This is a genomic window from Clostridioides sp. ES-S-0006-03 (assembly GCF_020662275.1).
Taxonomy (GTDB): domain Bacteria; phylum Bacillota; class Clostridia; order Peptostreptococcales; family Peptostreptococcaceae; genus Clostridioides.
The window spans coordinates 19,399-35,181 of the sequence record NZ_JADGMM010000003.1; the positions used below are offsets into that span (position 1 = coordinate 19,399).

Annotated in this window: 14 protein-coding genes; 1 reads left to right on the plus strand and 13 read right to left on the minus strand. The window is 27.0% G+C overall.

All coding sequences use genetic code 11. The features are described from left to right. Nucleotides 1–15: 15 nt before the first annotated feature. The 3 genes from IR151_RS04530 to IR151_RS04540 form a co-directional block, all read right to left on the minus strand. Nucleotides 16–1,530 carry a DUF6179 domain-containing protein gene (locus IR151_RS04530; protein ID WP_227433335.1) on the minus strand — a complete coding sequence of 505 codons (1,515 nt, stop codon included), beginning with the start codon at nt 1,528–1,530 and terminating at the stop codon, nt 16–18. Between the two features lie 23 nt (nt 1,531–1,553). Continuing rightward, nucleotides 1,554–1,988 (minus strand): DUF6323 family protein, encoded by a 435-nt coding sequence (locus IR151_RS04535; RefSeq protein WP_227433336.1) that lies wholly within the window; start codon nt 1,986–1,988, stop codon nt 1,554–1,556. A 252-nt stretch (nt 1,989–2,240) separates the two neighbouring features. Continuing rightward, the gene (locus tag IR151_RS04540; protein ID WP_227433337.1) at nt 2,241–3,152 is read right to left on the minus strand and encodes a recombination protein NinG; all 912 of its coding nucleotides are present in this window, start codon (nt 3,150–3,152) and stop codon (nt 2,241–2,243) included. A gap of 287 nt (nt 3,153–3,439) precedes the next feature. Between IR151_RS04540 and IR151_RS04545 the strand changes: the two genes are divergently transcribed. Continuing rightward, a complete protein-coding gene (locus IR151_RS04545) occupies nt 3,440–3,793 on the plus strand; it encodes a GIY-YIG nuclease family protein (protein ID WP_227433338.1) in 354 nt (117 codons plus the stop codon). 334 nt (nt 3,794–4,127) lie between these two features. Here the strand turns inward: IR151_RS04545 and IR151_RS04550 are convergent, their stop codons facing one another. The 10 genes from IR151_RS04550 to treC form a co-directional block, all read right to left on the minus strand. Next, nucleotides 4,128–5,066, minus strand: a complete 939-nt coding sequence (locus tag IR151_RS04550) for a cell wall-binding repeat-containing protein (protein WP_227433339.1) — start codon at nt 5,064–5,066, stop codon at nt 4,128–4,130. Between the two features lie 102 nt (nt 5,067–5,168). Beyond that, nucleotides 5,169–6,404, minus strand: coding sequence for a glycosyltransferase family 4 protein (locus IR151_RS04555; protein WP_227433340.1), 1,236 nt, complete (start codon nt 6,402–6,404; stop codon nt 5,169–5,171). Nucleotides 6,405–6,448: 44 nt separating this feature from the next. After that, nucleotides 6,449–7,303, minus strand: coding sequence for a hypothetical protein (locus IR151_RS04560; protein WP_227433341.1), 855 nt, complete (start codon nt 7,301–7,303; stop codon nt 6,449–6,451). Nucleotides 7,304–7,431: 128 nt separating this feature from the next. Continuing rightward, nucleotides 7,432–8,607 (minus strand): phosphoribosylaminoimidazolecarboxamide formyltransferase, encoded by a 1,176-nt coding sequence (locus tag IR151_RS04565; protein ID WP_227433342.1) that lies wholly within the window; start codon nt 8,605–8,607, stop codon nt 7,432–7,434. Nucleotides 8,608–8,705: 98 nt separating this feature from the next. Beyond that, complete coding sequence (locus IR151_RS04570; RefSeq protein ID WP_227433343.1) at nt 8,706–9,590, minus strand: fumarylacetoacetate hydrolase family protein; 885 nt, start codon at nt 9,588–9,590, stop codon at nt 8,706–8,708. 354 nt (nt 9,591–9,944) lie between these two features. Then, nucleotides 9,945–10,457, minus strand: a complete 513-nt coding sequence (locus IR151_RS04575) for a PTS glucose transporter subunit IIA (RefSeq protein ID WP_227433344.1) — start codon at nt 10,455–10,457, stop codon at nt 9,945–9,947. Between the two features lie 60 nt (nt 10,458–10,517). After that, on the minus strand, nt 10,518–11,300 hold the full coding sequence (locus IR151_RS04580; RefSeq protein ID WP_227433345.1) for a sulfite exporter TauE/SafE family protein: 783 nt from the start codon (nt 11,298–11,300) through the stop codon (nt 10,518–10,520). Between the two features lie 92 nt (nt 11,301–11,392). Further along, complete coding sequence (locus tag IR151_RS04585) at nt 11,393–12,514, minus strand: radical SAM/SPASM domain-containing protein (RefSeq protein ID WP_227433346.1); 1,122 nt, start codon at nt 12,512–12,514, stop codon at nt 11,393–11,395. 47 nt (nt 12,515–12,561) lie between these two features. Beyond that, entirely contained in the window at nt 12,562–13,926 is a 1,365-nt protein-coding gene (locus tag IR151_RS04590; RefSeq protein WP_227433347.1) for a sulfatase, read from the minus strand. Nucleotides 13,927–13,944: 18 nt separating this feature from the next. After that, nucleotides 13,945–15,603, minus strand: a complete 1,659-nt coding sequence (gene treC, locus IR151_RS04595) for an alpha,alpha-phosphotrehalase (protein ID WP_227433348.1) — start codon at nt 15,601–15,603, stop codon at nt 13,945–13,947. Nucleotides 15,604–15,783 lie beyond the last annotated feature (180 nt).

Here is a 15,783-nt window from a genome sequence, read left to right on the forward strand (position 1 = left end):
ATTCACAATTTTTTGTTAATTAATTTGATTTATATATTCTTCTATACAATGTATTTTTTCCTTATTTTTTTTCTTCATAAATTCAATGTACTCTCTTTTCCATAGTGTAGTTTTATTATTTTTGTTTAGTAATAGTTCTAATAAATTAATTTCTTCCATTCTCATATCTTCATAAAATACTACACTTCCTAGTATTGCCAATTCAAATTCACTTAATGAAGCAAATAGCATTAGATAATCATCCCCAAATAAGCACTCAGATTCAAGAATATCAATAAAGTCTTTTTTTGCATTGATATTTTCCTTTATTATTTTTATTTTTTCAATTATAGAAGTACTCTCTAGTACAGCATTGAATATCGCTCTAAATGACTTATCATCTAATTTATTTTCATCATCAACAATATACTTTTCTAAAGGTTCACTTTCATTCTTACTTACAGTTATCATACTTTTAAAAGTGCCACTTTTTATTGAACTTAGTACAGACTCAATAAATATCTTCTCATATGCTTTTATGTATTTTATCATGGCTTCATCTTCTATATTTAATCTTTCTATCAAAACATCAATTGCTTCTTCAAGCAATAAAACTATTTTTTCATTTATTATACTTTCTTTATTGAGCTCTTCAGAATTATTAAAATCAAAACTATTACTTTCTTCAATAAATTCAACTACATTATTTTCCTCATATTGCTTAATTTCATCTTCAAAAGTATGATTGTATATGTTTTTAAATTGTTTTTCTAAAAATTCATATTCATATTCTGAAATCTTCAAATTAGTTGATTCATTACCTAAAATTGTAGAGAAAATAGAGTTATTTATAATAAGTTCAAATAAATTTATAAGTATAACATCACAATCTATTTTATAAGTTATTCCATAATCATAAAATAATTTTTCTCTATCTTTCTTTCTAAATAAATTACAAAATCTATTTTCTATATCCATACTCTCAATATAATTTTTCACATAATAAATTCCTTGAATATCCATATCATCTAATGCCAATGGATAATCTATACTCACTGGAATATCATATGCTTCAAATTTTATACTATAGTTTTTAAAGAAACCAGACAGTTCCATTAAAGTATCATTATACGCCATTAAATTAGTGTCTAATTTTCTAATTTTCATTACTTCATAAAATTTTTCTAACTCAAGTAAATCATATTCAAGAATTTTAATGCCTTCTAAGTATACATACTTAATATTTTTAGACGTCAATTCTGCAACTCTTTTTTCTATATTTTCAAGTTTACTTACATATGCATCAATAGAATACCAAATTGAAAGCAATAATTTTTCAGCAACTTCAGTCTTTACTGATGTACTTTGACCATTTGTATATTTTTTAATTAAATCTATAAGAATTAAGGATATTTCCTGTTGTATGTTATATACTTCTCTCTCATTTATTACTTTACAATCCATACATTCTTTAAGTAGAGATATTGCATATTGATTTTTTATTAGATTATTTTCATTTATATTGATGTTGGTTAGATTATTATTTGACATAGTAAGTTTCCCCTCTCATTAGATTAAACTTCTCCAAATTTAAACTTTTTTGCAAATTCCTCTGCTTCTCCCCTTACATTATCCATATTCCCTGTAAATTTTTCATAAAGTTCATCAAGTATTTCTATAATTTCATCATCACAAATTTTATCATCTGTTTCATTTTTTAAGTAATAAAAGATTTCTTGCATATCATTAATAATTTCTAAATAATCATCCATATTCGTAAACTGTGATGTATATATGTTTTCTATTAATTGTTTTGTAACTTTTATATCTAATTCTATTCTTCCATATCCCTTTAAAGTATCATTTCTTGAAGTTATTATATCTTTTACATCCGCTTCGGAAAGTACTAGACCATAACACTTAGATTCTTTATTAGTTTCAAGCAATTCATTTCTTTCTATTTCCTTTAAATTTTGATGCATAGAACTCAAAATAATAGGTGATATCATTTTAAAATTCTCCTTTTTTATTTTTTCTATTGACTTTTAATTCATTTTATGTTATATTTAAATTAGTATATTTATTAACTTATAGAACTACTTATAATAATATTATTATAAGTAGTTTTTGTCAACTCAAAATTACTATTTTAATTAAATTTTTCAATAAAAAAAATATATCATTACTCAGATATATTTTTTATAACTATTCATCAATTTAATAGTTATTTATAATTAAAATCTAAAGAATGATATATTAATCTACTTATCTTTTTTAGCTCTACTTCTGCTTTTCTTTACATTTGAGCAATTTCTACAGGAAGGTGAACAGTATTGAGATTTAGAATTTGTAGGTATATAAATCTTTCCACAATACTTACATTTATTTAAAGATGCAGGTTCACTTGTAATTGCAAATGCATATATAGTTTCAATAGCTGTTTTTAAAGAATTAAATTCCCATGCAATTGTGGGTTTATCTAATTGACTTATAGAAAATCCAATCTTTTGAGGGTTAAACCCTCCAGACATAATAGTCACACTTTCAGTTAGTAGGTTAGACATGTTTTTATAGACACAAATTTGATTAAAATGTCTACACATATCCTTAGCAAAATTTACAATCCAATCCAATTGTTCTGTATAAAACCTTGAAAATACTAAATCTAAAATCAATGGTCTTTTTCCAAAAAACTTGGGTGATTCCTCTCGTTTTGATACATCTATACCTCGTTTATATTTTTTAAAGTATACATCTTCATCACTTGCAAATGGGATGAACATATTTACATACTCATCAGTATTCAATATATTCTCTTTTGTAATATAATTCTTTTCAATCATCAGTACTCTTTCTTCACCAACAATATCTCTATTATATACACTTGAATAAATTAATCCTAACAACCCATATTTCTTTACAAATTCAAGTACTTCTTTTTTTAATCTCATTTCTTTAGTTTCTTTTGATATCTCTTGTAATGCTTCTTGTCCTATGCGAATTATATCTACTATAATTTCATCTGCAACATCAAATGGATTGTACATAGTAAATACAGCATCTTCTGTTGGTACTATATACAGTTCATCTTCTTCAGTAATTTTATATTCATAATCACTATAGCGAATCCAATCACTTGCAAAGTTTCCAATTAATTCTATATTTTTATTCATAATAACAGCCTCCTTTGAATGTAATAGTTAAGATTTATTAACTATTACATTTTTAGTTTATTCTATAATTTTCATCATGTCAACTCTTCTTTTAATTTTATATAATATTAAGTCATATAATAACTCTAATTAGCCTAGATATTGATACTAAGTAATAGTAAACTTATAATTAATTTTATCAAAATCTATTTACATTTGAAATTAATCTCTTTATAATAATATGTAATATATAAATAATTTTACATATTACATATTACATATTAATTATAAAGAGAGGTACTAAGAAAATGGATAGAAAACGTGAATTAAAACAACTATATAAGGAAATGAAATTTGACATTGGTGTATTTATGATAAAAAATGATACTACTAAAAAGATTTATCTTGGAAAGAGCAATGACATAAAAAGCAAGTTTAACTCCCTCAAATTTCAACTTGGTGCTGGGTCATGTATGGTAAGAGATTTAAACAATGATTGGAAAAAATATGGAGAAAAAACATTTACATTTGAAATTTTAGAACTTATAAAACATGATGATAACAAAACTAAAAAAGACTACTTAGAAGAATTAGATATTTTAGAAATGGTTTGGTTAGAAAAGCTAAAAGAAGATAACTCTTATGAGATTTATTCTTTATAAAAAATAGGCATCATATCTTCTTTTTTGATGTAAACGTGATAGGATGGAATTGTCATACAATTTTGTGTATGACTCCATTCGCCTTTTCACTTATGAGGATAATTGATTCGTATATATGAATAGCTCACGTACTCTTTTTTAACATATACAATTCAATTTAGTATATAATTTTGATACATAATTTTAATAAAAAAAACCTTCTAATTGATTTTTATCATAAAATCAACTAGAAGATTCATATAGTTTAACATTTATATACTATATATCACTAAAATATAAGCATTATACTGACTTTTACTATATATTATGTATTCATTTTACTAACAACATTTTATTATTTTGTAGCTTCTAAACATTGCTCTATAACCTTATTATCATTTATACCTATTGCAGTAACTTTATTAGCATTATTTAATATACTCTTATCGCTTTTGTCTGAAACTAAAACAACAGGAGCGTTTTTAGCCATTGGTGAAGCAACTAAAGCATAAACTAAATCATCTCCACTTGCCACATAGAACTCTTTTGTTTCATTATAAAACTTCTTAATTACATTCTTATTAGTTTCATATCTATCACTACCATCAATTCTAGTTGCTCTATATCTACTTACTATATAATCACTTAGTGTAGATTTTCCTCCAATAGCATATACTGGAACAGGTGAAACACCAAACCATGGGTCTAAATCTGTATCTTCTTCTGCTGAAGCTATATCCTTTGTCAATAAAATAGGAGCACCATCTCTGTATGCAACAGACGCAACACTCACTGCATCAGCCTCGTCTTTAAATCCATTTACTAAAAACGTCTTATCACTACTCTTTATCTTTTCTATTTCAGCTGCAATTTTATAACTTGTATCTACTCTATCTACTCCATCAATTCTTATAACCTGCATTCTTCTCATAAGTAGCATTTTTTCTACATCTTTACTTATAGTATTTTCGCCACCTATTATATATATCTTAGTAACTCTATTAAGCCTTTGTAAAGTGGCTTCTGGTATATCATTCTTATTAGTTAATAAAATTGCTGCATTATTTACCCCTGCAAGACCACTAGCAGAAATACCATCGACCATCGTAGAATCCGAGTTGATAAGTACAGCTGTTGTATAATCTTGCTTATCAGAAATAATACCAGCTGTTTCATATTTATCCGTTCCCTTGATATTTTCGATTTTATCTAGTGCATTTGCTGATGTTGGAAAACTAACACTTAATAATAATGCTGAAATACCTAATGCTAATATTCTTTTACTAAACTTCATAAATTACCTCCCTCAAAATAAATATATTTAGTATTAGTATAATATAAATTCGCTTAAAAGTAGTGTAGAAATAGTTACACTTTTTTTATAATTTAAATCACTCTAAATTACACACATCTCATCCATTAAAATAACTTCATTCATCCTATAAGCTAAAGCGTCCCATGTTTTTTTTGACATATCTGCAAATGACCTTTTCTCTAAATTGGATAATAGATACTGTATTTTAGAGTCTATTGCATTATATAAATTCTTCTCAAATATAGATAACTCTTCTTCATTTGGAATACCTTCTCCATGCATAGAAGGTAGAGTTACATATTCTATCTTGCCAGAATCATTAATTTGGCTACCAATCCACTCTCTAACACCAGGAATATCAGTGGTAATTACATCTAACCCACATGATAAAGCCTCTAAAACTACAACTGGTAACCCTTCATAAAACGATGGTAATACAAATATATGTGACTTATTAAATAACTCCGCTAAGTCACTTTGGTCTAATTTTCCTAGGAAATTCATTTTAAATGGAGATTGATTTGCAAGCTTAACAATCTCATTATAAGATTCAATATCACTTCCTGTACCTGCAAAATTGACTTCTATTAAATCTTTACGATATATTAGTCCAGATATAGCTTTTATAAATGGAATCAACCCTTTTGACTTACATATCTTCCCTGCAAACACTATCCTTATCTTATCACCTTGCATTTTATAATTTTTATCATAAAATACACTATCATTGTATCCACTGCCAATCACAACTACTTTACTTTCACTTACTCCAAAAGTCTTTACAATATCATCTTTTTGATTTTTATGAAGAGCAAATATTAAATCCAATTTTTTTATATTTGATATTATATATTCTTTTTCTAAATCTATAGTATTTAACTGTCTTAAACAAGTCCCATGACAAACAGACATAACTTTAATATCTTTCACAATCTCTCTGACAAATGCTGTTAAAAGATATAAATGATGACATATTATAATATCTGGCTTAAAATCTTCCATAGCTCTGTCTATATTTATTTTAAATTGATGTTTTAATATATCTATCATTTCTACATTTAAATCTCTATATCTAGTACTTTCATATGGCATAGAATCACTCATTCCTACAACAGGAAAATTTAGTTCTCCACAATTATACTTTACTGGATAAAAACTTATATCACTTGAAAAACAGTTTACATTGTCATTAACATCTATACCTGCAATTACAGCTTGCTCATAACCTATTTTTTCAAACCCTTTTATCATACCGCACATGTATATTCCACTACCCGTACTATTTGGTTTTTGTGTTATTATATGAAGAATTTTCACTTTTTTACTTACCGCCCCTCTAAAATTAAACAATTTCATATAATCTAATCATTATATATATCTAGATACAAACAGGATGAATCATCTTTTACTTTAAATCTTGGAACCTTAATTGCTTTATAGTCGTTATCCTCAAAGTCTCTAACTTTATTATGTATATATCCTATACCAAATTTTTCTGCTATACGTATCAATTCTTCTTCTTTTATGAGGTTATACCTATCACATGCACTTGTAAAGCCATCACTTGTTAACATCAATTGAAAATCTTTTTTTATTTCTAAGTATCCATATATTGAATTTTCCACAGCATCCTCATCAAAATCCAATATCCAGTATCCATCTTTGGTATTCTTTTTCAATCTATTGCTTACTATTGTATCCATGACACTTGACTTTATCTCATCAAAAGTCATTTCTTTTAAATTAGAAAACTTACTCATTTCATCAAACACAGCATTATCAAATTTACAGATAGTTCTATCTTTTATGACTTTAGAATCTCCATTTTTAATAAACAAAGCACAATCTCCTAATAAAAAATACTCTACTTTATTTTCATGAAACTTAACAATGACTATAGAACTTGATGGCAAATCTAATTTTTCGACCTTTATTCCATTTAATTTCATCTCATACTCTTTTTTAACTTCTTTTATCCCACTACTGATAATACTCTTTAATGATTCTTCTCTATTCATATTTTTATATAAATACTTATTCCACCACTGAACATACCATCTTGCATCGCTTTCATTTGATACTAAGTTTTTTCCATTGAGCCCTGTCGCACCATCCAAAATCCACGCACCAAATGGGCTTATACCAACTACATCTTCATTAAATTTAGCTGTACCCTGACTACACAATAGGCTATAGTCTCTTATATTTAAAGCCATATCATCCTCCAAATTGAATATCTAAAAATAAAGTTCTATTTAAAATTATACAGCAAATAAAAAAATCTACAACAAAACTTGTTGTAGATTTTTAATTTAATCAGTATTTAATTTATATTCTTTACACTTTAATGATGGAACAATCTATTTTTAGTAAATGCCATAACTATATTGTACTTATTGCAAGTTAATATAACATTATCATCACGAATAGAGCCACCTGGTTGTGCTATAAAACTTACTCCACTTCTTTTAGCACGTTCTATATTATCTCCAAATGGGAAAAATGCATCAGAACCAAGAGCTACTCCTGTTAGAGTTTTAAGCCATGCTCTTTTACCTTCTCCAGTAAGAGGTTCTGGTTTTTCTTCAAAGAAATTTTGCCATATACCATCAGCAAGTACATCCATATAATCATCAGAAAGATATACATCAATAGTATTATCTCTATCTGGACGACCTATATCTTTTTTAAATTTTAAATTTAATACTTTAGGATGTTGGCGAAGATACCAAATATCAGCTTTATTACCTGCAAGTCTAGTACAGTGAATACGTGATTGTTGTCCTGCACCTACTCCTATTACTTGTCCATCTTTAACATAACAAACTGAGTTTGATTGTGTATATTTTAATGTGATAAGAGCTATAATTAAATCACGCTTTGCGTTATCTGTAAAGATTTTATTATCAGTTGGGATATCTTTTAACAGGTCTTCATTTATTAATATTTCATTTCTGCCTTGTTCAAAAGTAATTCCATAAACATCCTTTGTTTCAATAGGTTCAGGAGTATAATTTTCATCAATTTTTACAATATTGTAATTACCTTTACGCTTTCCTTTTAATATTTCAAGAGCCTCATCTGTATATCCTGGGGCTATTACACCATCAGAAACCTCTCTCGCTATAATAGTTGCAGTTTCTTTATCACACACATCTGAAAGTGCTATAAAATCTCCATAAGAAGACATTCTATCTGCCCCTCTTGCCATTGCATAAGCACAAGCTAATGGAGAAAGCTCTAAATCATCAACAAAGTATATTTGCTTTAAAGTATCTGATAAAGGTATACCTACTGCTGCACCTGCTGGACTTACATGTTTAAATGAAGTTGCTGCTGGAAGACCAGTAGCCTCTTTTAATTCTTTTACAAGTTGCCAACTATTAAATGCATCCAAAAAATTTATGTATCCAGGCTTTCCATTTAATACTTCTATAGGAAGTTCTCCATTTTTCATATAAATCTTTGATGGTTTTTGGTTTGGATTACAGCCATACTTTAGTTCTAGTTCTTTTGCCATATACTCATCCCTCTCTATAGTAAATTAATCTTAAATTTGACTAATCCCATATTAATTAAATTATTCGTACTAATAAAATTATATGGCATATTTATCCATTAATCAACTATATTTTTTAAAACTCCTATTCCTTCGACTTTACATTCAACCACATCACCATGTTTTAAATATACTTGAGGATTCATTCCCATAGCAACACCTGCTGGAGTTCCAGTTGAAATTATATCTCCTGGTTTTAGAGTCATTCCTCTTGATAAATCACTTATTACAGTAGGTATATCAAATATAAAATATTTTGTATTAGAATCTTGTCTTACTTCTCCATTTACCACACTACTTATATCCAGTTTTAAAGGATGCTCAAATTCTTCTTTATGTACTATGCAAGGCCCCATAGAGGTATGTGTATCTAAACTTTTTCCTCTATACCACTGCACATGTTTGTCTTGAAGTGCTCTTTCACTTATATCATTCATTATTGTATATCCAAATATATATTCATAGGCATCTTCTTTTGATATATTTATACCTTCTTTTCCTATAATTACTGCTAGCTCTGATTCATAATCCAGCTTTTCTACTAAATCTCCATGCAAACTTATCTTATCATCTACTCCAATTGCCTTATCTGCTCTTTTAGAGAAATAAATTGGATAGTCTGGCATAACTACATTTTTTATAACACCATCTGGAATTTCATTGACATGGTCTTTATAGTTTAGACCTAAACATATAATATCTTTTTTAGGTCTTACAATTGGGGAACATAATTTCACTTCTTCTAACTTATAACACTTTGCATTTTCAAATGAATTGTTTTTTATTTTTTCTAAATCACCTGTAGATACATTTTCAATAAAATCATTCATATCTGTATATAATTTACTTAATCCCAAACTATTAATTTCATATATACTATTTGCTTCTGAGTTAAATACACCTATATTTTCTTCATTGCCAGTACAGAAAGTTACAAATTTCATTTCTATTCCTCCATTCAATAATTTGATTAATAATATTTTATTTTTATTAGTTTATATCAATTGTAATAGATAATATATATATGTCAATATATATTTAAAAATAGAGTTCTAAAAAGTATAACAATTCATAAATATCAGAAATTATTATAAGTAATATAATTAGTAAAAGTAAAATAATTATAAGAATAGAGTTTTAAAAACTTTATTTATGCAGATAAATTTTCTATAAAACACAATAAAAAAAAGGTATCCTTAATAAAATAAGCATACCTACACTCTTTCAATATTATTATATACAGCCATTTTATAGTTATAATATTTTTTATTTAGACAAAACCTCTTGGTAAAACCTATTTACTTATAAACTTTCATTAAATCTTCTCCAATACATATATCTCCAGTTCTTAAAATTTCAACTCTATCTATGTCATAAGAATTGGTTATAACTATAGGAGTTATAACAGATTTAACGCTTTTTTTAATTTTTTCTAAATTAAATCTTATAAGTTTTTGCCCACAGTAAACTTTATCTCCTGCATTTACTAATACTTCAAATCCATCTCCATTCATCTTTACAGTATCTAATCCGATATGTATTAGTATCTCCAAACCATCTTCACTCTTTATGCATATAGCATGTTTAGATGGCAAAAACACTTGAATCACCTCACCATCAACAGGAGAAGATACGACTCCTTCTTGTGGCTCTATAGCAATCCCATCACCTAGCATTTTACTAGAAAAAGCATCATCAGGAACATCAGTTATACTTAATACTTTCCCTGTAAGTGGCGATTGTAATATTCCTTTTATATAATTACTTTTTACTTCTTCATTTTTATTTTTTGAGAATAACTTTTTGAACATATTAAATCTCCTCATTCCAATAATTTAAATTAACTTCTCGTATTATCTACATTATACACTTTAATTCATAAAATATATTACCTGAAATATACTATATATATTTATTCCAGTAATAATTATAGTCATATACGAGAACATATATTTAACTCTTTTGTCATCCATATTTTTACTAATAGAGGAACCTATAATTCCTCCCAACACTGCTCCTATTATCATAAAAGGTAATCCAGATAAATCATATATACCAAACCCTGTATTTATGAAAACTGTAACTAACTTTGAAATATTAGAAAATAAAATAGTTATAATGGAATTAAACGCAGCTTCTTTAACTGATAATCCAAATAATATTGTAAACACGGCCACATTTATAGGACCTCCACCTATTCCTAAAAATGAAGATGTAACCCCTAAAAAAATGCCAACAATAAAATATGTAATGTTAGTATTAAACTTAACATTTAAACTTTTATCTCTATATAAATAAACCATTACTAACAAAATAATCATCATAATATTTTGAGTTATTTTTATTATAGAAGGATTATTTACATATGAAATAGATAAATCTAATAACCTTTGACCTATAGTACCTCCTAATACTGATGCTACACCAATTAAAATAAGTCTAAAGTTTATTTTAAAAAGTTTTGATTTAATTTGTTTATATACAGAAACAATTGCCATCGATAACACAGTAAAAGATGATAACACACTTATAGTTGAAACATCAAATATTCCAATCAAATCTAGTACTGGCTTTATTATTACACCTCCACCAATGCCTGTTATAGCTCCTATAGTTGTTGAAAGTACAGCTATTGCAAATAAAATTACATTCATTTAAAACCATCCTAACTAAATTTACTCTGCTCAAAACCCTTTAATTATACATAATTTTTAATCACTTTAACTTAGAATGCTAAATACTAAAATTATTTTGGTATTTGATTTTTATATACTAATACTGATATTTTTTCTAAATCACCAAAAGTAGACATTAAAAATTCTTTATATCCACAGTAATTATTACTAGAATCAATATACATAGAATTTTTCATTCTTTTGCATCCACCACCACATATTTTGTGAAAATTACACTTTAAACAAATACTTTCTTTGTTTATATCTTTATGCAAAAATTCTTGCATTTTAGATTTTCTTAAAATATCCAATAAAGTGTTATCTTTTATATTACCTAAATTAAAGTTATCTAGTACATAAAAATCACATGGATATACACTTCCATCAGCCTCTATTACAAATTGCGGTTGGCATTTCCCAATTATCCCACAGGTACTAGGAATTCCTGTAATTAAAACAGATATAAGATTATCGAACAAATTAATACTTATATAATTTCCTTTATCAAACTCATTTTTCCAAAGCTTAAATATTATTTTATAAAAGTATGCAAAATATTTAGGTTCTAAAGAGTACTCTGACTTAGTTTTACAGTCTAAATCATCTAAACAAGGTATAAATTGTATATACTTCACATTGTTTAATTTTATAAAATTAAAAACCTCTTTTGGATTAAGTGCAATCTGTTTTGTCAAAACACACAGTATGTTAAAGTTTATCTTGTGTGTTTCCAGTAGTTTTTTTGTATTTATTACATCTATATAACTTCCCTTATTATCTGAATATACACGATTTTTATCATGCAAGTCTTCTAGTAAATCTAATGATAATCCTACTAAAAAATTATTTTTCTTTAAGAACTCACACCATTGATTATCAATAAGAGTTCCATTCGTTTGAATAGAGTAGTTTACTGTTATATTTTTTTTTATTTTACTAACATACTCAATAAAATATTGGAAAAATCTTAATCCAGCTAAAGTAGGCTCTCCACCTTGAAAAGCAAATGTAACTATATCTCCATTATCCAAAATTTCAAATGTATTATTTACTATGTTTTTTATAGTGTCTTCCTGCATAATACCATAGGATTTTACTTCTCTTAAATCACTCACATTTCCATAAAAACAATATCTACATCTCAAATTACATAACGATGAAACAGGTTTAATTAAAACTGATATACTTTTCATTATAAAAGACCTTCTTTATTAAATATTTTTTACTTGTTTAATATTTTCTACTTATCAGATAATAGTCTATAATATTCGTCTCTTCCTGGATAAGCTCTACCCTCTTCTATTTCTGTTTTCCATCTACTTGAGCCTGTTCCTTTTACAGGTCCTTTTAAAAGTGGGTCATTCGTTTCTAACATCCAATTATCAACTTTCTTTCTCAATTCCTCTGCTATGTCTTGATAATCTGAATCATTTATCAGATTATTTTCTTCTAGTGGGTCTTTTCTTAAATCATAAAGTTCTTCTTTATCATTAGGAACATAAAATTTATCTCTAACAGCTTTACCTGATAAACTCAAATGTGAATCAACTGTAATATATATTTTAGGCCCATCTTCAAAATTTTTAACATAGCTATATTCATTAGTCCTTATGCCTCTCATTGGTCTATATTGGTCATGCCATGTCATTTCTGTAAAGAATGAGTCTCTACCTATATCTTCATTAGTTTTTAATAAATTGGCAAAACTTTCTCCATCTATATTTTTAGGAATTTCAGCTTCTATTAAATCTAGTATCGTTGGCAATAAATCAACATTACATAATAATGCTTCTTTTTTTACATTTTTTTGAGAGGAATTAGGTAATAAAATTATAAGTGCTGTCTCTAATCCTGCTTCTTTTAACATTCCTTTAGCTCCTGGAAAAGCAACTCCATGGTCTGTTGTCAGTATAACAATTGTATTTTTATCTAATCCTGTTTCTTGTAATTTATTATATATTTTGCCTATTGCCTTATCCAATACTTTTGCTGAACCATTATATAAAGCTATATCTTTTCTTACATCTTCTGTATCGGGTAAAAACTTAAATACCTCTACTTCATCCAATTTATCTGCATAAGGTTTATATTCATCAAAATCTCTATGTGTTTCAAAAAATCCTATATTTAAATAAAATGGCTTTTCCTGATTTTCTTTATATTCCTCTAAAAATTTAACTGCCTCTTTAGCAACCTTAGGAGCTCTATCCCCTGGAACCGCTATAAAATTATCATATCCTAAGTCATAGGTTGAAGAAAATACTCTATCTTTTATTGGTGGTGCTTCATTTATTGTTTCATGGCTTAGTCCTATTAATGTTGTTTCATATCCGTTTTTTTGTAACTCCATAGGAAGTGTTGTATGTTTAGAATCTATACAAAATCCTAGATGTGCAAGTCCCATTAACCCATTATTGTGAGGGTATAATCCAGTTAGTATACTTCCTCTACTTGGACTGCATTGAGGTGCTGCACAAAAATAATTATCAAATTGAATTCCTTCTTGAGCTAATTTATTTATACATGGAGTTTCCACATTATATCCATAGTTACTGAATTTTCTACCACTGTCATGAGAAATCATAAGTAAAATATTTGGTTTCATTAATACTACCTCTTTCCATTATTTTTTTATATCCTTACTATAAAATGCTACTGTTTCATAAGGTCTTAACTCTAACTTAGGTTCTAAATCTCGCTTTTCATAGTTCCCTATCAAATATGTAAATGATTTTCCTAAAAATTCCTCACTAATCTCAACTTCAACTTCACAATCATAGAAGTTGTTAAATACTATTAATCTTTCATCTTCTAAGCCTCTAACATAAGCATAAACCTTATCATTATCTAGTAAAATTCCCTTATAGGAACCTTCAGATATAATATTTAATTGCTTTCTTAAAGATATTAACTTTTGATAGAAGTTAAAAATTGACCCTTCTTTAAGTTCCTTTTCAACATTTATCTCTTTATAATTTTCAGCTATTTTAATCCATGGCTTCCCATTTGTAAAACCTGCATTTAATTTATCTGACCACTGCATAGGTGTACGACTATTATCTCTGGATTTGGACTTTATAATATTCATTATTGTTTCTTTTTCAATTTTATTTTTTAAAAATTCACTATACGCATTATGAGTTTCAACATCTAAATAATCATCTATTCTTTCAAAATTTGGATTTGTCATACCTATTTCTTCACCTTGATATATATATGGTGTTCCTCTTAATAGATGTATTGTAGCAGCTAACATTTTTGATGCTTCAACTCTGTATTCTTCATTACAAAATCTACTAATAGCTCTTGGTTGGTCATGATTATTCCAAAATAGTGCATTCCAGCCACCGCCACTTTCAATCTTTTCTTGCCATTCATTTAAGAGTTTTTTCAACATCATAAAGTCAAAAGATATATCGCTCCACTTTTCTCCATTTTCATAATCTACTTTTAGATGATGAAAATTAAATGTCATTGAAAGCTCTTTTTCTTTTGGAGAAGAATATAAGATACAATTTTCAATAGTTGTTGAAGACATTTCTCCAACAGTTGTTATGCCCTCAACTCTTCCAAAAGTTTCTTTATTCATTTCTTTAATAAATTCATGGACAATAGGTTTATCTGTATACATTTCTTTTCCTATATTATTTGTAGAGTCTTTCAATTCTTCATCTTTGCCAATTACATTTATTACATCAAACCTAAACCCCTTAACTCCTCTATCTATCCAAAAATTTACAACTTTATATAATTCTTCCCTAACCTCAGGATTACGCCAGTTGAGGTCGGCTTGTGTAACATCATATAAGTGTAAGTAGTACTTATCTGTATCCCCAAATTTTCCCCAAGCATCTCCACCAAATTTAGATTTCCAATTTGTTGGTAGTTGATTATTTTCTTTGCCATCTCTAATGAAGTAGAAATCTTGATACTTTTTATCTCCTGCCAAAGCTTTTTTAAACCATTTATGTTCTGTTGATGTGTGATTTAACACCATATCCAGCATCAACTCTATATTATATTTTTTACTTTCATCCACTAACTTTTCAAAATCCTCCATAGTTCCAAACATAGAATCTATTGATGTATAGTCAGCAATATCATATCCATTATCCCTTTGTGGAGAAACAAAAAATGGGTTAATCCAAATTATATCTACACCTAATTTATATAAATAAGGTAATTTCTCTATAATTCCTTTTAAATCTCCTATCCCATCATTATTAGAATCATTAAATGATTTTGGATATATTTGATAAATAACTTTCTTCTTGAAATCCATACGCAAATTTTTCCTTTCATTTTTGTCTAGACAATTTTTATATTTTTATAATAAACCTTTTTTTTGTTAAAATCAATATTTACTCTAAATAAAAAAATATATTCCCTATACTCCTTCCAAATTTTCTCTTACTTTTCTGATTTTCCAATAATATACAATTTATATTTTAGTAATTAAATT